Consider the following 23,965-nt stretch of genomic DNA (forward strand, 5'->3'; position numbering starts at 1 on the left):
TCAGCAAGCCAGCGCAACATGCCCCGCGCGCCTTCCCTGGTAGTTCAATGACTGCCGCGATAGTCCTTGGCACCCCTCTAGGGGCATCCTACGCGTGACCTTCAACATCGATTGGAGGTCACATGGCGACGATCCGGAAGCTCAGAGGACGCTGGCAAGCTCAGGTGCGTCGGCGTGGGATGAAGCCACGGTGCAAGTCCTTTGACACCAAGCAGGAAGCCGAGAAGTGGGCGCGCGATCTGGAAGCTCGGGTCGATCGCTTCGGCGTTGCTCCAGATACCAAGATCCTCGAAAGCACGACGCTGGGGCAGCTCCTGGAGCGCTACCAACGCGAGATCTCGCCGACCAAGCGCGGGTCAGTGCAAGAGATCCAGCGGATCGACGTGCTGCGTCGTCATGATCTTGCCTACCGGACGCTGATCGGACTGAGCCAGCAGGACATCGCGTCGTTTCGCGACGAGCGGCTGCAGTCGGTAGCTCCATCTACGACCGTCCGCGAGCTTGCGATCCTCAGCCATGTCCTTGAGGTCGCCATCCGCGATTGGGGTCTACCGCTGGCAAAGAATGTGGTGAAGCTGGTTCGTCGTCCGGTGATCCGCAATGAGCGCAGCCGCAGACTGTCCGGCGACGAAGAGCAACGGCTTCTCGATGGATGCGACGGCGGACAGATACCATACCTCAAGACGCTGCTGATCCTCGCCATTGAGACAGGGATGCGTCGAGGGGAGATCCTTGGTCTGCGCTGGTCCGACATCTCGCACAATCGACGGGTGATCACGCTTGCCTTGACTAAAAACGGCTCAGGTCGCGAGGTGCCATTGTCTCAGCGTGCGTTTGACGCGCTGATGGATTGGAGGGAACGGGCGCCAGTCGATGAATCGACCGTCTTTCCAATGACGCCGGGAGCTCTGGAGCAGGCGTGGCGTCGATTACTCATCAGGGTGGGCATCAAGCAGTTGCGCTTTCATGATTTGCGCCACGAGGGCGTTAGCCGGCTATTCGAGCGGGGTCTGAATATTGTCGAAGTCAGCAGTATCTCCGGGCATAAGGAGCTCCGGATGCTGAAGCGCTACACTCATCTCAGCGCCGACGATCTCGTAGCCCGCCTAGGGTAGATCTATCACGGTGGATACAAGCATAGAGATGTTGCCAAAAGTTGGCACTTCAATCTCTAGATGTGCTGCCGTGTCAACTTCTTGGGCTTCATCTCGCTGAACCTGTCAATCTAATGCCCGATAAAGCCACGATATTCGTGCTTTTATGGGCGCTAAGTTGACAGAAGTTTACGTTAAGTTGTCGCTTTCTGCCCGTTTCGTTGGTTTTTCGCAAAACGTCAACTTCAGTATTCACTAATGTTCTCCGTATTGCCATTGCTGTGTTTCGGCGTGCAAAATTGACCCCATTAGCGGGGTAATCGGCGTCCAATTTTGACCCCCTTCGGATTTATCTGACCATCCGTCTTTTGACGGCGGATGGAGAGGGAGTTGAAGCGAGTGGATACGATTGCGCGCGTCCGGCGGGCCTTTCATGTTCAAGGCTGGTCGATGAAGAAGATCGCCCGCGAACTGCATGTTTCCCGCAACACGGTCCGCAAGATATTGCGCACCGATGAGACCGACTTCTCTTACGAGCGCGAGCGGCAACCTTTGCCGAAGACAGGGGCCTGGAAGGCGGAGATCGAGCAGTTTCTCGTGACGAACGAAGGCAGGCCATCGCGCGAACGGCTGACGCTGATCCGGATTTACGAGGAGCTGCGGGCGCTCGGATACGACGGCAGCTATGATGCGATCCGCCGTTACGCCAAGGGTTGGGCGAAGAACCGCGGATCAGCGACGGCGCAGGCTTATGTGCCTCTCTACTATGCACCCGGCGAAGCCTACCAGTTCGATTGGAGCCACGAGATCGTGCTGATCAATGGCACGACGACGACCGTAAAGGTCGCCCATGTCCGGCTCTGCCACAGCCGCATGATATTTGCCCGCGCCTATATGCGCGAGAGCCAGGAGATGGTGTTCGACGCCCACGACAAGGCGTTTGCCTTCTTCCGTGGCACCTGCACACGCGGCATCTACGACAACATGAAGACGGCAGTGGAGGCCGTGTTCGTCGGCAAGGAGCGGCTATACAATCGCCGTTTCCTGCAGATGTGCAGTCATTATCTCGTTCAGCCTGTCGCCTGCACACCCGCCTCCGGCTGGGAGAAGGGGCAGGTCGAGAACCAGGTTGGCTTGGTGCGCGAACGCTTCTTCACCCCGCGCCTGAGGGTCAAGAGCCTTGAGGAATTGAACGTCTGGCTGCTCGATAAATGTGTTGCCTATGCCAAGGCGCACAACCATCCGGAACAGGCCGACCAGACGATCTGGCAGATGTTCGAGGCCGAGCGCGGCAGTCTCGTTCCCTATGTCGGTCCGTTCGACGGCTTTCACTGCGTTCCGGCCTCGGTGTCCAAGACCTGCACGGTCCGTTTCGACAACAACAAATACTCGGTCCTCTCAACGGCAGTCGGCCGCCCGGTCGAAGTCCACGCCTATGCCGACCGGATTGTCGTCAAGCAGGATGGCACGGTCATCGCCGAACATCGGCGCAGCTTCGGACGCGGCGAGACGGTCTATGATCCCTGGCATTATGTGCCTGTCTTGGCCCGCAAACCCGGCGCTCTTCGCAATGGCGCGCCGTTCCGCGACTGGGTAATGCCAGCGGCGATGGAGAAGGTCCGCAAGCGATTGAAGACAGTCGATGATGGCGATCGGCAAATGGTTACTATCCTCGGATGCGTGCCAGGCGACGGGATCACGGCCGTGGAGGCCGCCTGTCAGGAGGCGCTTGAACAGGGTGTCTGCTCGGCTGCCGTCATTCTGAACATCCTGGCGCGTCGTCGCGATCCGGCTCCGGCTGCGCCCCTACAAATCCCCGATGCACTGCGGCTGACCCATGAGCCGGTCGCCGATTGCGCACGCTATGACAGCCTCAGGAGGGCAAGCTGATGGAACGCACACAGGTTCTGGAATTGATGAGCACCTTGAAGCTCTACGGCATGCGCAGCGCCTATGACGAGGTCATGGGCAACGGCATCAAGCGCCAGCATGAACCGCCGCGCATCGTTGGCGATCTTCTGCAGTCCGAGATCGCCGAGAAACAGGCGCGCTCCATTCGCTACCAGCTCAGCATCGCCAAACTGCCGCTCGCCAAAGACATCGACGACTTCGACTTCGCCAACACACCCGTCAATGAAGGCCTTGTCCGCGATCTGGCCACCGGAGCCTTTGTTGCCGATCAGCGCAATGTTGTTCTCGTCGGCGGCACGGGCACCGGCAAGAGCCACCTGGCCATCGCGATTGCCCGCGCGCTCATCCGCAACGGCACACGCGGGCGCTTCTACAATGTCGTCGATCTGGTCAATCGGCTGGAGACGGAGACGCGCAGCGGCAAGCAAGGCCGGACCGCGGATTATCTCAACCGCCTGGACTTCATCATCCTCGACGAACTCGGATACCTGCCCTTCGCCCAGGCCGGCGGCCAGCTTCTATTCCATCTGATCAGCAGGCTTTACGAGCGCACATCCATCATCGTCACCACCAATCTCGCGTTCGGCGAATGGCCAACCGTCTTCGGCGACGCCAAGATGACCACCGCGCTCCTCGACAGGCTGACCCATCACTGCGAGATCGTCGAAACTGGCAACGAGTCCTGGCGCTTCAAAAACCGCTCTCAAAGCTAAAGCCGAAGAGCCCCATCACTCGCACCTGGTTCGCCCTCTGCAACCCCGGCCAGCGCCGGGCGATCCAGGTGCTGATCGTCAACATGGGGGTCAACATTGGACGCCGATATGGGGTCAAGTTTCCGTGCCGATTGACAACTTCATCTAATATACACCGAATGTGATGACTCTTTCTGTGGTCACAGTGAACATAGATTACGCCGCTCTCTTCAAGAAGTTCATGAATTAGAACTATTCTCTCATATATGAACTGCAAGAATTAATCAGAAGCCCACATATCGGAGTATTGCTTTTCCTCGAATGAGGAGTGATCGCTTTCAGCCTGCTTACCTTTTACCGATATAATCTTCTTGTAGTCGGCTTTGCTGTCGAATGGGGGGTCGATGTAGGCGAAATTCACCTTCCCCCGGAACTCCCGCAGCAAGTGTGACATCACTTGCAAGTTGTCGCCCCAGTAAATGCGGTTCCACCAACCATTGATGGGATCGCCATAGGACTCCTTCTTCTGGGCTGGAAAATACTGAGTGTGTTTGAAGGGCCGCTTGCCTGCCCAACGAAGCTCCGGAAATCCCCGGATCGGGGGCAGGTTAAACTCAAAAGTCTCAAACGCTTCCTGGTTACTCTTACTCATGCCGCCCCTTCGAACTCTATCTCAAATCCAGCCGTGACGATTAGGCCCGGCAAAAAGTCATGTCACAAAAAGACCGGAAATCGCAGTTTTTACAGAGCTTTTCCGGTCGCTCTCGCAAGCTATAGTCCCTTGCAACGATTTTGCCGATAACCTTATCCACCTGATCGATGGTGCCCTTGATGTCCAAGGATTCCCGATTGAAGTTGATCCGAGGATTGCCAGATTCCTCGCCCGTGTAATAGAGCGCCATCCGTTCCACCCGCACCCCCCGCTTCTCCTCGAAGAGATGGGCATAGATTTGCAACTGGCGCCGATAGCGGGCCAGCTTTTCGGCATCATCGATCAGGTCGGGCTTCTTTTCGGTCTTGAAGTCAATGATCTCCCAAGCCCCATCATCGGCCTGGATGAGATCGACATTTCCTGTCAGGACGTAATCCTCCTTCAGCAGGCTCAGCTCGACCTCGGCCTCCCGCAGACGGTGCCAATTGTTGCGCTCCCGCTCGACATAGGTCGCAACATGGCGGCGGGCAATCCGCAGCACCGGCTCGCCCAGATAGACTCGCTTCCGTTGGGAAATGTTGGCGTAATTGGTTCGGAACCAGGCATCGATCTGTTCGGCGGTGACCTTGCTCTCCTCGCCACGCAGCACGGCGTTGTGGATGTCCTCAATGGTCTGGTGAACCAGGGTGCCGAACAGCATAGAATTGGTGCGAACGGGGGCGAATTCCAAATCCTTGAAGAAGCGATACTGCTGCGGGCAGGCCTCGAAGATCAGCACGTCGGAGGTGAACGAGTATCCTTGCTTGAGCTGAGTGTCCTTGATCGCCGCCAGCTTCACCAAGGCAGGATCGAAATGCAGCTCCCGCCATGGCTTCAGGGGTGAATAGGTGGTCTGGAAATAGGCAGAAGGGACATTGCGCTGGCCCCTGCTCTTGGGGGTGTTCTCCTGACAGCCAAGCACCAGCATGTTCTGAGCGCGGGAGAAAGCGGTGTAGAACAGCCTCCAGAAGTCGAAGGTCTTGATTCGGTCGAGCGGTTCGAAGGGGCCGCCTTCCCCGAACTCGTTTTCCAATAGGTCATCCAGGGCGTGACGCTGTTTCCTGGGGACGGCATCCAGTGAGTTGGTGACGACAATGGGGAATTCCAATCCCTTCGATTGGTGGATCGTCATGAACGACACACAGCCGGAAGGGGCGTATTCCGCCCCGTCTTCATATTCCTCGATCCCACCATCCCAGAGGAAGCGAAAGAAGTAGTTGAACAGCGTCACCAAGTCTTTCTCCAGCCGGTCGGGTTGGATGACGATGACGTTGTAGAGATATTCATACTTGTTCAGCAGGCGGGAGAACTTTGCCAGGTTGCGGGCCGGGCGGCTATCCCGCACACCCGCATGGGCTACATCCTCTCCCAGAAAGCCGCTGAACGTGGGGAACTGGATCAACTGATAGAACAGCCCGGCGAAGGAGTAGTTGGTGTTCTCCCTCAATGTCAGATGGGCCTTTGCCTTATCTTTTAGCCAGGCAGCTATCTGGTCATCCGATCCGGACTTCAAATGGGCGATGAAATCCCCGAGGCAGCTATCGTAATAGGACCAGACGGCTAGGTTCATCCCAGGCGTGGTGACTCTGACCTGCCCATATTGCGGAAACAGGAACATATAAGCCCCGATCAACAGCCTGATCTCCTCCCGGTCAAAATACATATTTGAGCGGGGGGCGAAGATCGGGATTCCCGCCGCCTCTAGGTCGTTGGCGAAGGCCACCACCTTGTCATTGCGGACAGAGCGGAACAGGAAGGCGACTTGGTTCCAATCCTTGATGATGCCGTCACCCCGCAGCTTAGTCAGGAAGTCGACCGTTTCACTGGCCCAGTTATCCTGCCCGTCCTGGCCAGATACTTTGAATACGACCGGGCGCTCGGCACGATCATCGCCCGCCGCTTCGATGGTCTTGGGAAAGCGATAGTTCCGCTCTGCCCCCGTCCAATCGGCCAGCCCCATCCAATCGTTGTAGAAGTGCACAATGTCGGGGTGGGAGCGGTAGTTCTTAGTCAGGTAAATCTGCTTGCAGGCACCTGTCGGGAAGCGGGCGGGGAACTCCAGGATGTTGCGGATCGATGCGCCACGAAACCGATAGAGAGCCTGATCGTCGTCCCCCACCACACAGATATTGTTGTGCCGGGAGGCGAGCTTCAAAACGATCTTTTCCTGAATGGTGTTGGTGTCTTGGTATTCATCGATCATCAGGTAATCGAAGCGGGAGGTGAGTTGCTTCGCCACCTCCGGGAGATCGAGCAATCGCAGAATCTCGACCTGGATGGTCGAAAAATCGATGTAATTATATTGCTTGAGAAGCTCCTGGTAGCAGACATAGGCTTTACTGAGGAGCTGCAATTCTTCCGATGTAGCCTTGGCCAACGCCTCCGGGGTGACGGCCTCTTCCGAAATCTTGTTCAGATAGCCGCACAGCGTTTCCGCCGTCCTCCATGAAGATTGGGTGGCAGATTGCCTGAGGTAAGCCTCCAGGCCCTCTATTGCCCGGAACTCGCCAAGGCGCTGGAAGATGAAATACTGCTGATCGAACTGATCCAGGATCGTATAGTTACGCCGGATGGTCGAAAAGGCCCGGAACTCGTCAATGATATCGATAAAGATGGAGTGCAGAGTGCCGACCGTGAGATCAAGCGGATTGACCTTGATGCTAGTTCGCTGAAGCCGGTCTGTGATGCGGGTCTTCAATTCCTTCGCCGCCTTTTCAGTGAAGGTAGAGACTAGCACTCGCTCAGGCTGCACATCCCGAGAGGTCAGCAGATGCGCCGTCCGTTCAACCAATGAAAAGGTCTTGCCAGACCCAGGCCCTGCCACGATCAAGACCGGGCCGTCCAGGGAGTTGACAGCTTGTTGTTGTTCAGTGTTTGCAGCCACCTACCGCCCCCTCGGACCCAGCGGACTCAAATTTTCGAGTTGGTCCTGCCGGTCCAGCGGCGTCCGTAGCCTGATCAATTCAAAGTTCCCCATTAAGGGGACGATAACTTGCATGGCGCTCGAACAAAAGAGGTAAGTTTTCGGACCTGCGGCAGGTGAGGAAAGAGCAAGCAAGCCTGCGCCGCCGATGTAGTCGCGTTTTCGGCACACTGGCGGCTCACAGAGCGATCGCCATGCGAGCTGCCACCCGCCCCGTTCATCGCTATGTAGCGCACCGCACCGCCATGGTGCCGACCAGATTGACCGGAGAGGTGGCTGAGTGGTCGAAAGCACCGCACTCGAAATGCGGCATACGGGCAACCGTATCGTGGGTTCGAATCCCACCCTCTCCGCCATCATGTCCCTTTGGGGTTCACGAGGTTCTGGACGAGATCTTGTAACCTGCATCAAGCTCTGAGTCTGCGCCGAGGCAGGCTGTGCCCGCGCTTGAGGCACTCGTTTCCCGTCCCCGCACGGCATGAACTTCCGCTGATCCGCGTGCCGTTGACCCTGAAAATTAGGTTCATATTTGGGACGGAGATCCGGACAGAAGAGCCTGTCTGGTTGGAAGTAGCTTCGGAGTGGCGAGCCGATCGATCTCGCTCTCACTTCAAGCCTCGATGATGACAATCTCAGGCTGGCCATCGACCTCCAGTCTCAGCCGTCCGCGCTCCATGCTGATCAACCGGATCGGGCCACCTTTTTCTGCAAGCCGCCGTCGCAGGAGAATGAGGCGCGTTTCCAGATTGTCCTTGATATCGGGCAGCATCAGGCTTGCCTCGCGGCGAATCTCGCGGTTGCGGAATTCCTGTTTTCCCGATTTCAGGTACTCTTCGATCAGATGTTTGAGCAGGCGGCCTGGTACGCCGCGGATCAGGTAATCGTCTCCAAGAAACAGCGACCCGTCACGGGGGTAAAAGCGCAGCTGAAACAGACCGGCCGTGGCAACGCGTTCCGGCGGATGGAGGGGCACAATCTCGCCCGCATGCGGACGGTCCCGATCCTGTTCAGCCAGCCTCAGGGCCTGGGCAAGCTGTGCGCCAATCAGGCTCAGCGCCTGCTCATCGCGGTGGCGAAAGGCGAAACGCGCCTCGGATTCGGCAAACAGAAGGCCGACCAGCCGTCCCTGGGCAATCATCGGGAGGGCGATCTGGCTGAAGGGAAGCGCAAGGGACGGAAGCGGGATGCTGCCAGGACCTTCCATTCCGGCCATGGAGCGGACCGCCTCGACATAGCGCCGGCCACGGCTAAGGTCGGTGATGCGCACGGTCTGCCGCGTCGCCGCAGCAATGCCGATGATACCGTCGCCAAAGTCCACTTCAGCACCAATGCCGAAGCGCTCATAGCCGATAGTCGCAATCGTGATCATGCGTTTTCCGCTGTCGTCCGGCACCAGCACCATCGCGTGGCGAATGCCGAACAGCCGGGCAAGGCCGTCAAGGGTGGTATCCAGCAGGCTCTCCGTATCACCGGCTTCAGCCAACATCCGCGAGAGCTGCGCCGTGGGTTCCATCAAATCCGGAGCCTTGAGCGCGGTTGCAGCCTCCAGCGGGTGAGGGGCTGGCACCGCCCGGCAGTCGCGCACGCGATATATGTCCGCAGCCTTCAGCCGCATGATTCCTGCCATGTTTTGCTCAAGGATTGAAAGATGTGCCGAGAGCCGCTCGAACAACGGCCCCTCGGTCTCAGAGCGCTCGAAGGTGAGATCCAAAATGTGCTGGGCACCGGTCAAGCCATCGACAACCATCACCGTCGCCAGCCCGTTTGCCGCCACATTAACGGCAGTTTTTGAAAGAAACTGGTTGGAGAGTGCCACGTGGGTATCATCAATGATGTGCACGTGGCTGAGATAGGAGACATTCGGCAGTCCATCCGCATCGGTCGTTGCGATGACCGAGGGAATGACGCCTTCAAAACTGTCGCGCAGGTGAGCAAGCGGGATCACGCAACAGCCTCCGTCGTCTGGAAACGTCGCCCGGCACCTGGCCCCGGCGTCTGCTCGAAGATGTCGCTCGGGCGAAAGGTAATATGCCAGAGATCCCGATCACTCAGCGTGCTCGACAGTTGCAGGCGCGTGACGCCGAGCTGTGCCATCAGCGCGAGCTGTGTCTCTACATAGTGACGGCCCCAGGCGGTGGCTGCGTCGTCTGCCGGTCCGCTCGCGGTGATCTGGCCCTTGATCTGGAAAGACCGGTAGTTGTCGGGCTGCACGAAGGTGGTGGCAATCGGTCGGCCGGGCAGGGCATGCTCTACAGCCAGCGGCCACTGGCTCTGCGACACCAGCACGTGAACGAGCCCGGAGGCGCGGTCGTGCCGTGCGCCAGAGCCGCGCCCGATCATCGGTCGATGACCCTCGTCGCGCGTCGCCACCAGGATCATGACCTGCCCTTCAATGAACGCGGCGACCTCGGCTGCCAGCACTGCCCGTCCTCCCAAACCACGCTCGACGATAAAAGCTTAGGAAAGTCTTAGCAATCGGGGCGTGTGCTTAGGATGGATTTAGGAAGCTCCTCCTTTGGGCTTGGTTTATCCCGCTCCCATTCGCGCCGGATGAGGGTTCCGGCGGACTAACGAGAGGGACAAGATCATGACGCATACCCCCACTTCCATCACCGCGATCCCGGATTTGAACGGGCGCTTCGATCTCTACGGCGCCGTGCACAAGGGGCTGCGCAAGGCCGGTTGCGAACTTCTGGTTCGGCTCGGCTCAACGGATTTCGACCAAAGCGAAGACACCGAAGAGGTGCTGGCCTTGCTGCGCACCTATCTGACGCTCGCCGCCTCCCACGTATGCCATGAAGACGAGCACATTCACGCAGCCCTTGCCGCCCGCGGCGCTTCCACCGATACCGTCGATCACCAGCACGATGACCACCGCGAGGCCTTCGGTCAACTGGAAGCACTTGCCCGCGCGGTCGAAACGGCCTGGCCCATGCATCGCCGCGCCACCGGTCGCAAGCTCTACCTCGCCTTCGCCGCCTATCTCGCCGAGGATTTGGCTCATATGCACGAGGAAGAAACGGTTACCGCCCGGGCCCTCTGGAACCGCTTTACCGATGACGAGCTTTCGGCGATCGAAATGCGGATCGTCTCGTCGCTCTCGCCGGAGACGAATATGGCCTTCATGCGCATCATGATCCCGGCGATGAACCCGCTGGAACGCGCCGATATGCTCGGCGCAATGCAAAAGCTTGCCCCGCCGGAAATCTTTGACGCGGTCATCGAATTTGCCGTCCGTCCCGCGCTCGACACCAAAGCCTTCGGCGATCTCGCCGGCCGGCTGAAACGCGCCGCTTAAGGAGAAGAGCAATGCAACGGCTCGCACTCGCTTTTTTTCTCCTTGCCCCGGTTTCGCCTGTTCTCGCCGCCCAGGAAGCCACTACGCCGACCGGGGTCTATGTAACGGATCCTGCCCATACCAGCCTCACCTGGAAGATCAGCCATTTCGGCCTCTCCAACTACACCGCCCGCTTCACCGGGGTGGAGGCACGCCTCGACTGAATGCCGAGAAGCCGGAGACGTCGGACCTGACGGTGAAGGTCGATCCGCTCTCGGTGAAGAGGGATTTCCCCTTTCCTGACGTCGAGGATTTCGACGGCAAGATCGGCCGCGGCGAGGATTTCCTCGCGGCAAAGCCGATCGCCTTCCAAACTCGGGCGATTACGATCACGGGGCAGGGGCGGGCAACCGTCACCGGTGACCTCACCTTCCGGGGCAAAACACATCCGACAAGCCTCGACGTGCACTTCAATGGCTCGGTCGCCGAACACCCAATGGACAAGAAGCCCCGCCTGGGCTTCTCAGCCACAGGCGTCGTCCATCGCACAGATTGGGGCCTCGGTATTGCCGTGCCCGCGCTCGGCGAAGATGTCGATCTGCTGATCGAAGCGGAATTCGTCCCGCCCCAGCTCTAACCTATCCGCTGGTCAACTGTCGGCACGCCTTCTTCCCGCAGGAGAGACGATCCGTCCTGCGGGAAGAAAACCGGCTTCTTGATCGCGCACCGCTTTTACTGACCCCCTTCGAAAGTCATCAAGCTGCTGCCGGATGCGCGTCTGGCGAGGTATCGTGCATTGCCTCTCAACACATAACGGTTACACTCCGGATGGTGAGTGACGCAGAGCTTTGGGAGGAGCAAACCGTGAGACGGATGTGGCCAGATGAATATGCCGTTCTGCTGGATGAGGCGGAGGAGGTGGAGCTTCATATCCAGCCGGTGGCTGAGGACGGTTATCCGCCGGAAAAGGCGATCCCGCGCAAGGGCTTGAAAGTTCGGCTGCGGCAGCAGGATTTTGAGAGCATCTGGCCGCTGGCGGAAGCCCGGTATCGCCTCGGCGGGCGGTTTTCGGGCAAGGCGATCACGCTGATTACCACCAATCCGCATTACCGCAGCTGGCATCCCTCCGATGGTGGCAGCGTGGAAAGCGTATCCGATAGCGGTAAGCACTACACGACGCGCTATGTGATCGTGCATTTCCTGCTGGATGATGTGCGCGAAACCGTCGAGGCGTAAGCTAGTCTCGTCTCTATCGGCCGGTCCGTGAAACCACAGACCGGCCAATCGAGATGGTTCAGAAGGCGGCCCGCTTGTCGCGTTGGGCCAGCCGGGCGATGAGGTAGTCCACTTCGGCGCGGGCCGTCTCTGAGAGCGCCAGGCCCGGTTTGCGCTGCGCATCCGAGGTGATGACGCCGCGGCGTTTCAGCACGTATTTGCGCACGGCAAGGCCGATGCCGAGCTGCTGTTCGTAGCGGATCAACGGCAGATGCGCGTCAAAGAGATCATGCGCGGCGTCGCGCTTGCCGGCGGCAGAGAGATCGATGAGTTCGGTCAGCATATCGGGGAAACCGTAGCCGGTCATCGCCCCATCGGCACCGCGTTCCGGCTCGAAATCGAGGAACATGCCGCCATTGCCGCAGAGGATCGAGAAGGGCCGGAGATCGCCGGCCTTCTGCATTGCCCTGAGCTTCGAGATTTTCTCCAGCCCCGGCCAGTCCTCGTGCTTCAGCATCAGGCAGGAGGGGTGGTTGGAAATGATTTTTGCCACGACACCGACCGACATCACGACGTTGAGGGTCAGCGGGTAATCCTGCAGCACCCAGGGCACGTCGTCACCGACCGCCTCGATCGCCTGGCCGAAATAGGTGACGATCTGATCGTCGGTGCGCAACGAGGGTGTGGGCGCAATCATCACGCCGGCCGCGCCGAGATCCATCGCATCGCGGGCAAGCGAGCGCATGGCGGCAAAGCCCGGCGCCGACACGCCGACGATCACCGGAATGCGTGCGCGGGAAACGACCTGCTTGATGATCGCCCGGCTTTCAGCCGGCTCAAGCTTCGGCGCTTCCCCCATGATGCCGAGGATGGTGATGCCGCTGCAGCCGCTGTCCTGGTAGAAATCGGTCAGCCGGTCGATCGAGGCCGTGTCGAGCGACCCGTCCTGCAGGAAGGGGGTGGTGGCGATGGCATAAACGCCCCGGGAACTGGTGGAGAATGTCATGGTGTGTTGTCCTCACGCGCTTTTTCTTGTGCCGAGGCCTTAAGGCGCCGGTATTCGTCAACGGTCTGGGTCTTGATCTCGAACTGGTCCTGCGTTCTGGTATAGAGCGCGCCGCCCAGGCGGCCAACGGCATCCATCAGTCCCTGGTCCACATAAAACGTCTTTTCATCGACTGCATCGCTGCGGATGAAGGCACCGACGACCTCGCCAATCACGATGTCGCGGGCGGGGCTGACCTTGAGCACCGTATGGAGCCGGCATTCGAGGGCCGCCGGGGCCGCCACGATGCGCGGGCTCTTGACCATCCGGCCCGGCACGGTCGTCAGGCCAGCCTCCTGAAGTTCATCGACCTCGGGACCGAACTTGATGGCGCAGATTTCCATCTGCCGCATCAGCGGCATATCGGCGATGTGCACGGTGAATTCGCCGGTCTCGGCAATGTTGCGGGCCGTGTCCTTCGGCCGTCCGTCCGGATGATGTTCGATGCCGATCGCCAAAAGCGCCGGATCATGCGTCAACACATTGAAGAAGCTGAACGGACCGCCATTGGCGTGGCCATCTTGGCTGACGGTCGTCACGAGCGCGATCGGGCGGGGAATGACGGTGCCGATCAAAAGCTTGTAGCGCTCGCGTTCGGACAGCGCCTGAAAATCGAAATGGGTATGGGTCTCTGTCATGGATCTACCGGGGGCCAAAGATCGTCTGCATGCCGCCGGCGGCAAAATCCGTCAACGCCTTGCGCATTTCCGATATGAAGGCATGCTGCAGCCTGGAGCGGGGAATGCCCTTGCGGGTGATGAGGACCGCCGCCACTTCGATCGGCGGCAGGAAACCGCGTTCGATCACGCCAAGCCCGGCATTGAAGGCGGCCGTATAGGGATCGATGACGGCAGAGCCGATGCCCGCGCTGGCAAGAACCGCTGCGGTGGCGCAGTAGCGCACCTCGACGCGGGGTTTGTAGGCCACACCATCGCGCTCGAAGGCGGCCCGCACCTTCTGGCCGAGGTTCGATTCGATCTCCAGCCCGACAAAGTCACCTTTCGCCAGCGTCTCCGCACTCACCGTGCTGCCGGACACCTTCTCCGTCTTCGGCAGGACGGCAACCATGTGCGTGCGCGCCAGAACCTCGACATTGACGGCGGGATGCCGTTCCAGTGCAAGGGCAAGGCCAAGATCGGCATGGCCGCTCTGCACGGCCTCTACCACGTGTTCCAGCCGCCGCACATCATAGGCAACGGAGACATCCTTGCGCTCCTTGAGGAACCGCCGCATGGCAAGCGGCGCAACCGTATGCCCAAGCGGCGGCGTCGAGATCACCCGCAGCCTTCCGGACACACCCTGGCGCATATCCTGCGCGCGCGATGCAAACCCTCTGAGGAGACCGAAGACAGGCTTGATATCCTCATGCAGGGCAACGGCCTCTTCCGTCGGCTGCAGGCGGCGATGCAGACGCTCGAACAGGGTCACACCCGTCTGGGCCTCCAGCTGCCGGATGCCGTTGGAGACGGCCGGCTGGGAGATCCCCAGCTGCTCGGCGGCCTCCACGGTCGTGCCGCAGCGCATGATCGCATCGAAGATCTCGAGAAGCCGAAGCGACACGTCGGGTTTTGTCGGTGAATCGGTCATGCGGCTCCCGTGACGAGGTTGCCGAAGGCCATGGCGACCGCCGCCTGGGTGGGATCGATGACGGCACAGCCGACCTCTTCCTCCAGCCGCCGCCGATGACCGGACATGCCGGCACATCCCATCACAATGGCGCCAGCGCCAAGACCCTTCAGCTTCTGCGCCGCCTTCAAGAGAAGTCCGTAGCTTTCCTCGCCATGACCGCTCTCGGCAACGCTGACGGAACCCTCCAGCGCAACCTCGCCCGCCAGCCGCTGATCGACGCCGAGACGGCGCAGATTGCGCAGGTGGCGGGGAATGGAGGCTTCCGCAACGGCAATGACTCCGAACAGATCCGCCAGCGCCAGGGCCGACAGAACGCCGGCATCCTGGATGCCGTAGACAGGCCGGCTGGTGATCGAGCGGGCGAGATCGAGGCCCGGCTGCGAATAACAGGCAAGCACATAGGCCGCCGCATCCGGACGCGATTCGATCACCGCCGCGGTATGCAGCGCCGCCTCATCCACATGCCGTTGTGTCACGACACCGGGCGGCCCGTGCGCGATGGTCAGGCATTCGATGACCGGGCCACCGGGAAAGGAAAAGCCGGAAAGCGCCGTCCGCAGCCCTTCGGTGACGGTTTCGGAACTGTTCGGGTTGATCACCAGGATGGTCGGGGGGACGCTCTTCATCATGGTGCAATCTCCTGGCCGAATTCTGCCGCGATCTTGAACTCGACGGCACGATGGCCGGGCATGGCGCCGGTATCGACCGGCTTGCGGGCCACGAAACGTCCATCCCCCGCCTGCCCCTTGAGCGTGCCCTTCTCCACGACGATGCGGCCACGGTTCATCACCAATTCCGGCCAGCCGGTGATCTCGTTACCCTCGAAGGGCGTGTAGTCCATGTTGTCGTGCTGCATGTCGAGCGTGACCTTGCGGGTTTCCTCCGGGTTCCAAATGGCGATATCCGCATCGAAACCGGGGGCAATCGACCCCTTGCGGTCCAGCCCGAAGACGCGCGCAGCGTTGGAACTGGAGAGCTTGACGAAGTCACCGAGCGTGATCCGGCCTTTGGCTACGCCCTCGGAAAACAGATAGGGAAGCCGCATGGCAATGCCGGGCATGCCGTTGGCGATTTTCGGATAGGGCGCATCCATGCCGTTGAGAAATTTGCCGGAGGCATCTGCCCGGTAGGGAGCGTGGTCGGAAGAGACGCTTTCGAATGTGCCTGACCGGATATGCTGCCACAACGCTTCCTGCGTTTCCTGGTCGCGAAGAGGAGGGGAACAGATGTACTTGGCACCCTCCATGCCGGGGCGGTCGAGATCGGACCGTGTCAGCGCGAGGTATTGCGGGCAGGTTTCGGCAAACAGCTTCGTTCCGGCAAGCTTTTCGCGCCGCACGATTGCGGCACCGCCGCGGGTCGAGACATGCACGATGAAAAGGGCGGCATCGACAAGCTTAGCCAGCGAAACAGCCCGATTGATCGCCTCCTCTTCCGCGAGTTCCGGCCGGCTGAGAGCGTGGTATTTCGGCGCGGTGAGGCCGGCTGCCGCAAAGCGCCGGTTCATCCACTTCACCATCTCGTTGTTTTCCGCATGCACCATGGTCAGCGCACCGTGGGTCTTCGCCACCGTCAGGATGTCGAGCATGCCGCCATCGCCGATGTTCATCAGGTCATAGGTCATGAAGACCTTGAACGAGGTGATGCCGCGTTGAAAGACGCCCGGCAGCTCTTCAAGCACCGCCGGCGTCGGGTCCGAGATGATGAGGTGATAGGAATAATCGATGACGGAATTCGGTGCCGCCCGCCCGTCATAGGTGGCGATCACATCGGCAATCGACTGGCCGCGATGCTGGGCGGCAAACGGCACGAAACACGAATTGCCGCCGAAGGCCGCCGAGACAGAGCCCGAATAATAGTCATCCGCCGTCATGACACCGGACGAACTTTCCTGGGCGATGTGGCAATGCGCTTCGATGCCGCCCGGCAGGACAAGCCGGCCACCGGCATCGATCCGCCGCTCACCACCGTTGAGGCGTTCGGCGACAGCTGCAATCCGTCCCTCGGCAATGCCGACATCCGCCCTGAACGTCTCGTAAGGCGTAACAACTGTTCCGCCGTGGATGACCGTATCGTATTGCATCGGGAATTTCCTGCGAACTAGACGTCGATGATGGCGCCGGTCTGGGACGTGATGCGGCCATAGTGCTCTATCCGGCGATGGCGTGCAAAGTCGAAGATCGTCGTTTTTCCGAAGGCGCATTTGTCGAAATCGCAATCGGCCACGATCAGTTCGTCCTCTTCCGTTTCGGCCCGGGCCAGCACGAAGCCATCCGGATCCACGATGATCGAACCGCCGATCAGCGGATGCCCGTCCTCCACGCCGGCCTTGGCGACACCGACGACATAGGTGGCGTTCTGGTAGGCACCGGACTGCAGCGAAAGGTCCGAGTGGAACAGGCGCTTCTCCAACCCCTCGGCGCTCATCTGGCTGTTCACCGCCGGCGTGTTGTAACCGATGGTGATCAGCTCGACGCCCTGCAGGCCCATGCAGCGATAGGTTTCGGGCCAGCGGCGGTCGTTGCAGATCGCCATGCCCATGATCACGCCTTCGTTGCGCCAGACGTTGAAGCCGAGATCGCCCGGTTCGAAATAGCGCTTTTCCAGGTGCTGGAAGGCGCGCGACGTATCGTATTCGTCATGCCCCGGCAGGTGCACCTTGCGGTATTTGCCGACGATCTCACCCTTGCGGTTGGTGAGGATCGAGGTGTTGAAGCGGCGGCCTTCGGGCGTCAGTTCCGCATAACCGAAGGTCATGGCGATGCCGAGTGCGCGAGCCCGCTCGAAAAGCGGCATGGTGGCACCGTTCGGCATTTCCCGTTCGAACCAGGTATCGACCTCGTTCCAGTCGGGCATGTACCAGCGCGGGAAGAAGGTGGTGAGCGCCAGTTCCGGATAGACGATCATCTCCGCGCCGCGCGCCGCGGCCTGTTCCAGGAGGTCGATCATGCGAGAGACCACCGCTTCCCGGCTGTCGGCTTTCTGGATGGCGCCGAGCTGGGCGCCGGCAATGATCATGCGTGTCATGGGATAAGTCCTTCCGATGTTCGGTCGTCACGCCGCAAGCCGACGCTGGAAACGGCTGACCAGCCGCACCACGGGCCACAGGATGACGAGATAGATGAGCGCCGCCAGAACCAGCGGCGAGGCGTTATAGGTGATCGAACGCGCCATATTGGCGGCGTAGAGAAGTTCGGAGAGCGAAACGACCGAGGCAAGCGAGGTGAGCTTCACCACCTCGACCGTGTTCGACAACAGATCCGGCAATACGTTGCGGATCGCCTGCGGCAGGATCACGCTTCTGAGCGTCTGGGTCTGGCTCAACCCGGTCGAACGCGCCGCCTCCCACTGGCCCTTGCCGACGGAGAGGATGCCGGCGCGGTAGACTTCGGCGTAATAGGCGGAATTGTTGAGCAGAAAGGCGAGGGCCACGGCGGCAAAGGGAGAGATCTCGACACCGGCGAACGGCAGGCCGGAATAGATGAAGATTAAGAGCACCAAAGGCGGCAGGGCGCGGAAAATATCCGTGAAGAGGATGGAGGGCAGCCGGAGCCACCGGCGCGGGCTGAGATTGGCAAGCGCCACCAAAAGACCGCCGGCCAGCCCGAGCAGGATGACCGCCGCACACAACCGTGCCGTCATCCACAGGCCCGACAGCATCAGCGGCAGCGATTTCGCCATGATCGAGAGGTTGAAGAACTGGTCGATGAGGGTCTGCATGGTCAGCGCCCCTGGGCTTGGTCGCGTCGCCGTTCGAAGAGCCGTGCGGCAAACACGAGCGGCATGAACAGGACGAGATAGGCGATCGCCGCAAGCGTCAGCGGCGTGGCGCTGCCGGAAAAGCTTTGCGCGGTCGTGGCGGCGGAGAGGATCTCCGACACACCGATGACGGAGCCGAGCGCCGTCATCTTGGTGATCGCCAGAACCCGGTTGACGAGCGGTGGAATGGCAAGGCGCACGGCCTGGGGCAGGGCGACATAGAGCAGCGTCCGGCCAAAGCCGAGACCGGTGGAGATGCCGGCTTCCCACTGTCCGCGATCGACCGACAGAAAACCCGCCCAGAAGATCTCTTCGGCAAAGGCGGCGAGCGTCAGCGACAGCACGATGAACAGGACCATCGGGCCTGACAGCCGGATGCCGACGCCCGGCAGACCGAAATAGAGCAGCAGGATCAAGACGAGCGGCGGCAGCGCCCGGAAGATATCGGCAAAGCAGATGATCAGGAGATCAAAGATCCGGATACGGTAGGTTCTGAGGCAGGCGAGCGCGAGACCGAGAACGACACCCGCCACGACGACCGCAAGCCCGATCCAGACGGCGACCAGCATGCCGGACAGCACATCCGGCAGATAGCGTGCCATGACATCCGGGTTGAAGAAGGTCGTGAGGAAATTCGCCATCCCGATCACCGCGTGACGCGAGACAGGAAGGCGCGCGTGCGCTCGGCCTTCGGCGCACCGAAGATGTCTTCCGGCGCACCTTCCTCCACGACCACCCCGCCATCCATGAAGACGACGCGATCCGCCGTCTCGCGGGCAAAGCCCATTTCGTGGCTGACGACCAGCATGGTCATGCCCTTGGCCTTCAGATCCTTCATAACGGAGAGCACGGAGCCCACCAGCTCCGGATCAAGCGCCGAGGTCGGTTCGTCAAACAGCATCACGAGCGGATCGAGCGCCAGCGCCCTGGCGATCGCCACGCGCTGCTGCTGGCCGCCGGAAAGTTCGGCAGGCATGGCGCTTTCCTTGTGGGCAAGGCCGACGCGGTCCAGCATGTCCATGGCACGCGCGCGCGCTTCTTCGGTCGAGCGACCCAGGGCCTTGCACTGCGCGAGCATGACGTTCTTCACCACGCTCATATGCGGGTAGAGGTGGAAACCCTGAAACACCATGCCGACCTTCAATCGCATGCGATCGAGATCGCGGCTGGTGCCGCTCATGATGTTGCGTCCGTCAACGATGATGTCGCCGCCCGAGGGTTCCTCCAGGCGGTTGCAGCAGCGCAGCATGGTGCTTTTGCCCGAACCGGACGGGCCGATGATAAAGACGAGTTCGCCTTGCGCGACCTTCAGATTGATGTCGCGCAGGACGACGGTGTCACCAAACCGCTTCTGAAGCGAAACGATCTCGAGCATGGGACGGTGGGTCATCGACGGCTCCCGCATGCAGGGGACGGCAGGCGAACCCGCCGTCCAACTCCACTCATTTCAGATCGCAGGAGGGCTTGTGATCATCCTCGGCATAGCCTTCGAAACCGGGAACGCCGTACCCCTTGGTCGGGGTCACGATAGTCGTCCCTGCGGTGGGCGTCACGCCAAACCACTTTTCGGACAGTTTTGCCATGGAGCCGTCGATCTTCAGGCATTCGATCGCCTTGTCGATCAGGTTGCGGCCTGCCACGTCGTCCTTGCGGAAGGCGAGACCCCAGACGAGGCCGGTCGGGTATTCATAGGAGAGTTTTACCTGCGGGTTCTGCTTGGCAGCCCAGGCGGCAACCGTGGCACCGGCAAGGTTGGCATCCGCACGACCGGCGATGACGGCGGCCACCGCATCGGTGTTCGTGCCGTAGCTTTCGACCTTCCAGCCGAACTCCGCCTCCCGTTCGCGCAGGAAGCTGTCATAGGCAGACCCCTTGTTCACGGCGATGGTCTTGCCCTTGAAATCGGCCAGCGTCTTGTATTCCGGGCCCTTGGCCGGCACGACGAAGGCGAAGTTGGTATCCATGAAACCTTCGGTGAAGAGGAGGTTGGCGGAACGCTCCTTGTTCACCGTCACCGGGGCTGCGAGAAAATCATAGGTCTTGGCCTGCAGCGCCGGGATGAGGCCGGAAAACTGGGCGGACGTCAGCTCCACCTTCTTGCCGAGGCGCTCGCCGATCAGGTTGACGAGATCGACATTGAAGCCTTCCACCTTGCCGTCGAGCGTCGGCATGGCGTGCGGCGCGAAAGTTCCGTCAAGCGCGGTCTTGATGGTGCCTTCGGCGTGGGCATGGGATAGGGCAAGCAGGAGCGTTAACCCGGCAAGGCCGGATTTCTGGAAGGTTTTCATCATTGTTCTCCACTGGAAGTGCCGTTTTCGGCTTGTTCTGAAGGAGATGATTTCACGGCGTTCGCCGCACCGCAATATAATTTAATATTATTATCCGAATTGAATTATTTGTTTCGCTGATACGAAAATCGGGGTGGCTCCGGAACGGCTCGCAAAATCCCCTCGGGAAATCAGGGCCTTGGAACCCGCTTCCAGACGACAAATCGGCAAACCCGGACCGCCCCGCCAGGGTTCCGGGGGCTTGCACCAGGATTGTCGCGATGCGAGACAGTCACATCCCCGATAGGCATGGACAGGCAGAGGCAGGATCATGAACAGGACCGTTTATCTCAATGGCGAATGGCTCGCAGAAACCGAAGCCAAGGTCTCGGTCTTCGATCGCGGGTTCCTGTTTGCCGACGCCATTTATGAAGTGACCGCGGTCATTGACGGCAAACTGATCGATTATCCGGGCCACGCCGCACGGCTGCGCCGCTCGCTCGATGCGCTGGGCATTGCCATGCCCGTCGAAGACGCCGAGCTGCTGACGCTGCACAAGGAGATCGCCAAGCGCAACGGCATCACGGAAGGGCTCATCTATCTGCAGATCTCCCGTGGCGTGCAGGATCGCGACTTCCTGTTCCCCGAGACGATGACGCCGAGCTTCGTGATGTTCACGCAGGCCAAGCGCGTTCTCGATAATCCGAAATGGAAGACCGGTCTTTCCCTGCAGACGGTGCCGGAAGGCCGCTGGTCGGAGCGGCAGATCAAGACGGTGCAACTGCTCTATTCATCAGTGCAGAAGACGCAAGCCCACCGCAACGGCTTCGATGACGTGCTGTTCGTCGAGAACGGCTTCATCACCGAGGCAAGTTCCGCCAATTTTCACATTGTGACGGCCGAGGGAGAACTGATCACCCGCGATCTGTCGAATGCGCTGCTGCACGGCATTACCCGCGGCTCCATCGTTGATCTCGCCCGCCAAGCCGGCGTTGTCGCCCATGAACGCGCCTTCACGGTCGAGGACGCCAAATCCGCCAGCGAAGCCTTTTTGACCTCGGCCACGAGCTTCGTCACCCCCGTCGTCAGCCTGGATGGCCAAGCGATCGGCACCGGCAATGTCGGCCCCGTCAGCCAGCGGCTGCTGGAGATCTATATCCGGGAGCAACTGTCGCGCGCCCTACCCATTGCCGATTAAGCACAAGTGGCACAGGACCGGCGCCGTCCAGGTCCTGTGCCGTCAAGCGATGAGACTCCAGAAGCCCGACTTCTTGCCGTGCTTCTTCTTCAGCGCCAAAACATACTCCTCATGGCTCGGCAGGCCGGCGTAATCCGTGATCCGCGTCGCAAAGCCGCAGCATTCCACATAGTGCCGGGCCGCGTGTTTGTAGCGGCTCGACCGCCCGTAATCGAGGGTGAAATCGATCATCGCGCGCAGGAGAAGGGTGGCTGCCAGCGGCTGCTTCTCCGATAACACCTCTGCAGCCGGCGACAGCAGTTCGTACCGGTCGCCATCAAGGTCTGTGTGCCGGGCCACGCACAGCTTTGCCGCTTCTGCCAGCGCTGGCCATTCAATGAAGAAGTGAAGCGCCTGGTGCACGTCCGCAAAACGATGCACATGCGCAAAGGCCTTTTCCTCGGCCTCGATATCATCGAAATCCGGCAGGCGGCGCAGATAGGCGCGCAGATGGTGGTGGTTGAGACTAGTTTCGAAGCAAGCCCAGCGGAAATCCTGTGCGTCGTCCAGCCGTTCCAGCGCCTCGAGCGCTTCCACCCGAGCCTCCTCCCATTCGAACGGCCAGCCGAACCGGGGGGAGTCCGCCGCATCCAGCGTGGACAGTGCCTCGGCGGCGCGCCCTGCAGAGAGAAGGCGGGTGGCGATCTCTGCGGCGATCTTCGGTACCTTGCGGGTCTTGGCCGGCTGCTGGGCGATGAAGGCATCCACATCGCCGGTCAGATCGGCAATCGTCTGCAGCGCGATCTTGGTCATGGACTCGTCGCGTCTGCCCTGGATCTCGTCCAGATAGACCGGCCCACTACTGCCCCAGCCGATAATCTCGCGTTCGCTGTCCTTCGGTTTGCGTTTCGGCGCGTTCTGGACTTCCATCAACAGCGTCTTCAGCCGCTCCAGACCTTTACGGCCGAGCGCCGGCGCCATTTCGACAATCAGCGGATCGTACTGGCCGTAATCATTGTCGTTGAGGGCAGCGAAGGTCTTGTCCGCCAGCACGTCTTCACCGAGGTCCGCGCCCTTGGCCAGGGTGCCGGCATCGGCGCAGGCCTGATAGAAGATGGCAACCAGCGTTCCGCTGCCGTCATCGCTGCGATCGAAGATCGACTCCGCCAAGCCCAGAAACTGCCACATCAGATCGAAGGCTTCACGCGGATCCTCCGGCGCCACCTTGGTGAGGATCGCAACGCGCTGGGTTTCGAGATCCTTCTTCGCCGCCTTCACCTTGCGCCAGTCGATGAAGGTTTTCGCCCGCTGCAGGCTGATGAGACGTTTGCGAATCTCGCGCGCCACCTCCGCCACACTCTGGCTTCCGGCCAGTTCCAGCCGCAGCCGCTGTTTATGCGCCGCACTTCCGGTGCTGATTTCGATCAAGAGTTCAGCAAGTCTTGGCGCGCCCAGCGCTTCCAGGTTCTTTGCATTCAGCGTCTTGGCGGCCATCGTTCCTCTCTCCGTCTTTGCAGCAACGCACGTTCCGGCACTTGTTTCGTCACGTTCGCCAAGTCTCTCCAGATGCGCACGCATCCGTCAAGAAATGACCTCCGCCCGACCGCTGGTCAGGTCGCGGATCAGGCCAAGGATAACATCCACGTCGGCATCGGGGATGAGAAGATCGAGAACGGCACCGTTTTCGGTAAAGGTTTCACGTGCGACACTGACATCGGAGAAACCGGAGAGCCGCGCCTTGACGAGAGCAAGATCGCTGAAGACCAGGGCAACGGATCGCTCCTGACGCAGAACAAACCGCCGTTTCTCCGCCGATTGCAGGCAGAGCGCCGCCGTGCCGCCATAGGCGCGGATCAGCCCACCGCTGCCGAGCAGCGTGCCGCCGAACCAGCGGGTGACCAGAACCACCACCTGATCGAGCTCCTGTCCGTCGATAGCCTGCAGAATGGGTTTTCCCGCCGTTCCGCTCGGCTCACCGTCATCGGTGAATCGGTAAGCCTGCCCGAGACGCCAGGCCCAGCAATTGTGATTGGCGTCGGGCACGCTGTGTTCGGCGAGAAAGGCACGCGCGGCCTCTTCATCACTGACCGGTGCCGCGACGGCCAGAAACCGGCTGCGCTTGATCTCCTGAGACTGGGTTGCAGGGGCGGCCAAGATGAACATGCTGCACGTCATACTGTCGAACGCGACCCTGCTCAAGGCATGGCGGAGGGCAGGGGGTGGCATTTTCGGGCATCGACCGGCTTTGCGACACCGATGGGAGACAACCGGGCCGGAGCGTGCCA

23 protein-coding genes, 1 tRNA gene and 1 pseudogene are annotated in these 23,965 nt (G+C 60.6%); 9 read left to right on the top strand and 16 right to left on the bottom strand.

The features are described from left to right. Positions 1-122 precede the first annotated feature (122 nt). From G6N78_RS07695 to istB, 3 genes and pseudogenes are all read left to right on the top strand, one after another. On the top strand, positions 123-1,115 hold the full coding sequence (locus G6N78_RS07695; RefSeq protein ID WP_165217139.1) for a tyrosine-type recombinase/integrase: 993 nt from the start codon (positions 123-125) through the stop codon (positions 1,113-1,115). Between the two features lie 369 nt (positions 1,116-1,484). Then, positions 1,485-3,051, top strand: a pseudogene (gene istA, locus G6N78_RS07700) (IS21 family transposase). Further along, complete coding sequence (istB, locus tag G6N78_RS07705) at positions 2,984-3,718, top strand: IS21-like element helper ATPase IstB (RefSeq protein ID WP_165217142.1); 735 nt, start codon at positions 2,984-2,986, stop codon at positions 3,716-3,718. The pseudogene istA and the gene istB overlap by 68 nt, the downstream one beginning before the upstream one ends. Positions 3,719-3,977: 259 nt before the next feature. On the opposite strand, the gene G6N78_RS07710 is transcribed toward istB, so the two are convergent. Together G6N78_RS07710 and G6N78_RS07715 are read right to left on the bottom strand one after the other, a co-directional pair. After that, positions 3,978-4,349: a hypothetical protein gene (locus G6N78_RS07710; protein WP_206531618.1), complete on the bottom strand. Its 372-nt coding sequence runs from the start codon at positions 4,347-4,349 to the stop codon at positions 3,978-3,980. Between the two features lie 40 nt (positions 4,350-4,389). Then, on the bottom strand, positions 4,390-7,272 hold the full coding sequence (locus G6N78_RS07715; RefSeq protein WP_165217144.1) for an ATP-dependent helicase: 2,883 nt from the start codon (positions 7,270-7,272) through the stop codon (positions 4,390-4,392). A 305-nt stretch (positions 7,273-7,577) separates the two neighbouring features. Between G6N78_RS07715 and G6N78_RS07720 the strand changes: the two genes are divergently transcribed. Further along, positions 7,578-7,667 (top strand) — tRNA-Ser (locus G6N78_RS07720). Between the two features lie 254 nt (positions 7,668-7,921). On the opposite strand, the gene G6N78_RS07725 is transcribed toward G6N78_RS07720, so the two are convergent. Next, complete coding sequence (locus G6N78_RS07725; protein ID WP_165217145.1) at positions 7,922-9,256, bottom strand: GAF domain-containing protein; 1,335 nt, start codon at positions 9,254-9,256, stop codon at positions 7,922-7,924. After that, the gene (locus tag G6N78_RS07730) at positions 9,253-9,732 is read right to left on the bottom strand and encodes a hypothetical protein (protein ID WP_165217147.1); all 480 of its coding nucleotides are present in this window, start codon (positions 9,730-9,732) and stop codon (positions 9,253-9,255) included. Before G6N78_RS07730 ends, G6N78_RS07725 begins: the two co-directional genes overlap by 4 nt. Positions 9,733-9,898: 166 nt before the next feature. Between G6N78_RS07730 and G6N78_RS07735 the strand changes: the two genes are divergently transcribed. The 4 genes from G6N78_RS07735 (at position 9,899) to G6N78_RS07750 (ending at position 11,824) form a co-directional block, all read left to right on the top strand. Further along, complete coding sequence (locus G6N78_RS07735) at positions 9,899-10,609, top strand: hemerythrin domain-containing protein (protein WP_165217148.1); 711 nt, start codon at positions 9,899-9,901, stop codon at positions 10,607-10,609. Between the two features lie 11 nt (positions 10,610-10,620). Next, a complete protein-coding gene (locus G6N78_RS07740) occupies positions 10,621-10,812 on the top strand; it encodes a hypothetical protein (protein WP_165217150.1) in 192 nt (63 codons plus the stop codon). A gap of 32 nt (positions 10,813-10,844) precedes the next feature. Continuing rightward, positions 10,845-11,225: a YceI family protein gene (locus G6N78_RS07745; protein WP_165217152.1), complete on the top strand. Its 381-nt coding sequence runs from the start codon at positions 10,845-10,847 to the stop codon at positions 11,223-11,225. 236 nt (positions 11,226-11,461) lie between these two features. After that, positions 11,462-11,824: a hypothetical protein gene (locus tag G6N78_RS07750; protein WP_165221472.1), complete on the top strand. Its 363-nt coding sequence runs from the start codon at positions 11,462-11,464 to the stop codon at positions 11,822-11,824. Positions 11,825-11,882: 58 nt separating this feature from the next. Here the strand turns inward: G6N78_RS07750 and G6N78_RS07755 are convergent, their stop codons facing one another. Genes G6N78_RS07755 through G6N78_RS07800 form a run of 10 tightly spaced genes read right to left on the bottom strand, consistent with a single transcriptional unit; the run spans position 11,883 to position 20,524 of the window. Then, positions 11,883-12,809 carry a dihydrodipicolinate synthase family protein gene (locus G6N78_RS07755; protein ID WP_165217154.1) on the bottom strand — a complete coding sequence of 309 codons (927 nt, stop codon included), beginning with the start codon at positions 12,807-12,809 and terminating at the stop codon, positions 11,883-11,885. Continuing rightward, positions 12,806-13,486 carry a flavin reductase family protein gene (locus tag G6N78_RS07760; RefSeq protein WP_165217156.1) on the bottom strand — a complete coding sequence of 227 codons (681 nt, stop codon included), beginning with the start codon at positions 13,484-13,486 and terminating at the stop codon, positions 12,806-12,808. Before G6N78_RS07760 ends, G6N78_RS07755 begins: the two co-directional genes overlap by 4 nt. Positions 13,487-13,490: 4 nt before the next feature. Beyond that, complete coding sequence (locus tag G6N78_RS07765) at positions 13,491-14,435, bottom strand: LysR family transcriptional regulator (protein ID WP_165217158.1); 945 nt, start codon at positions 14,433-14,435, stop codon at positions 13,491-13,493. Next, positions 14,432-15,106 (bottom strand): aspartate/glutamate racemase family protein, encoded by a 675-nt coding sequence (locus tag G6N78_RS07770; protein ID WP_165217160.1) that lies wholly within the window; start codon positions 15,104-15,106, stop codon positions 14,432-14,434. Before G6N78_RS07770 ends, G6N78_RS07765 begins: the two co-directional genes overlap by 4 nt. Beyond that, the gene (gene hydA, locus G6N78_RS07775; protein ID WP_165217162.1) at positions 15,103-16,560 is read right to left on the bottom strand and encodes a dihydropyrimidinase; all 1,458 of its coding nucleotides are present in this window, start codon (positions 16,558-16,560) and stop codon (positions 15,103-15,105) included. Before hydA ends, G6N78_RS07770 begins: the two co-directional genes overlap by 4 nt. 17 nt (positions 16,561-16,577) lie before the next feature. Further along, the gene (locus tag G6N78_RS07780) at positions 16,578-17,504 is read right to left on the bottom strand and encodes an N-carbamoyl-D-amino-acid hydrolase (protein WP_165217163.1); all 927 of its coding nucleotides are present in this window, start codon (positions 17,502-17,504) and stop codon (positions 16,578-16,580) included. 27 nt (positions 17,505-17,531) lie between these two features. Next, entirely contained in the window at positions 17,532-18,197 is a 666-nt protein-coding gene (locus tag G6N78_RS07785) for an amino acid ABC transporter permease (RefSeq protein WP_165217165.1), read from the bottom strand. A gap of 2 nt (positions 18,198-18,199) precedes the next feature. Then, entirely contained in the window at positions 18,200-18,877 is a 678-nt protein-coding gene (locus tag G6N78_RS07790) for an amino acid ABC transporter permease (protein ID WP_165217167.1), read from the bottom strand. Between the two features lie 5 nt (positions 18,878-18,882). Next, entirely contained in the window at positions 18,883-19,626 is a 744-nt protein-coding gene (locus tag G6N78_RS07795; protein WP_272955636.1) for an amino acid ABC transporter ATP-binding protein, read from the bottom strand. A gap of 52 nt (positions 19,627-19,678) precedes the next feature. Then, on the bottom strand, positions 19,679-20,524 hold the full coding sequence (locus G6N78_RS07800; protein ID WP_206531619.1) for a transporter substrate-binding domain-containing protein: 846 nt from the start codon (positions 20,522-20,524) through the stop codon (positions 19,679-19,681). Positions 20,525-20,834: 310 nt separating this feature from the next. On the opposite strand from G6N78_RS07800, the gene G6N78_RS07805 reads away from it, so the two are divergent. Beyond that, positions 20,835-21,701, top strand: a complete 867-nt coding sequence (locus G6N78_RS07805; RefSeq protein WP_165217170.1) for a D-amino-acid transaminase — start codon at positions 20,835-20,837, stop codon at positions 21,699-21,701. 42 nt (positions 21,702-21,743) lie between these two features. On the opposite strand, the gene G6N78_RS07810 is transcribed toward G6N78_RS07805, so the two are convergent. Both G6N78_RS07810 and G6N78_RS07815 read right to left on the bottom strand, forming a co-directional pair. Next, complete coding sequence (locus tag G6N78_RS07810; RefSeq protein WP_165217171.1) at positions 21,744-23,174, bottom strand: DUF6880 family protein; 1,431 nt, start codon at positions 23,172-23,174, stop codon at positions 21,744-21,746. Positions 23,175-23,261: 87 nt separating this feature from the next. Continuing rightward, complete coding sequence (locus tag G6N78_RS07815; protein WP_165217173.1) at positions 23,262-23,843, bottom strand: IMPACT family protein; 582 nt, start codon at positions 23,841-23,843, stop codon at positions 23,262-23,264. Between the last annotated feature and the right edge of the window lie 122 nt (positions 23,844-23,965).

The organism is Allorhizobium pseudoryzae (assembly GCF_011046245.1).
Taxonomy (GTDB): Bacteria; Pseudomonadota; Alphaproteobacteria; order Rhizobiales; family Rhizobiaceae; genus Neorhizobium; species Neorhizobium pseudoryzae.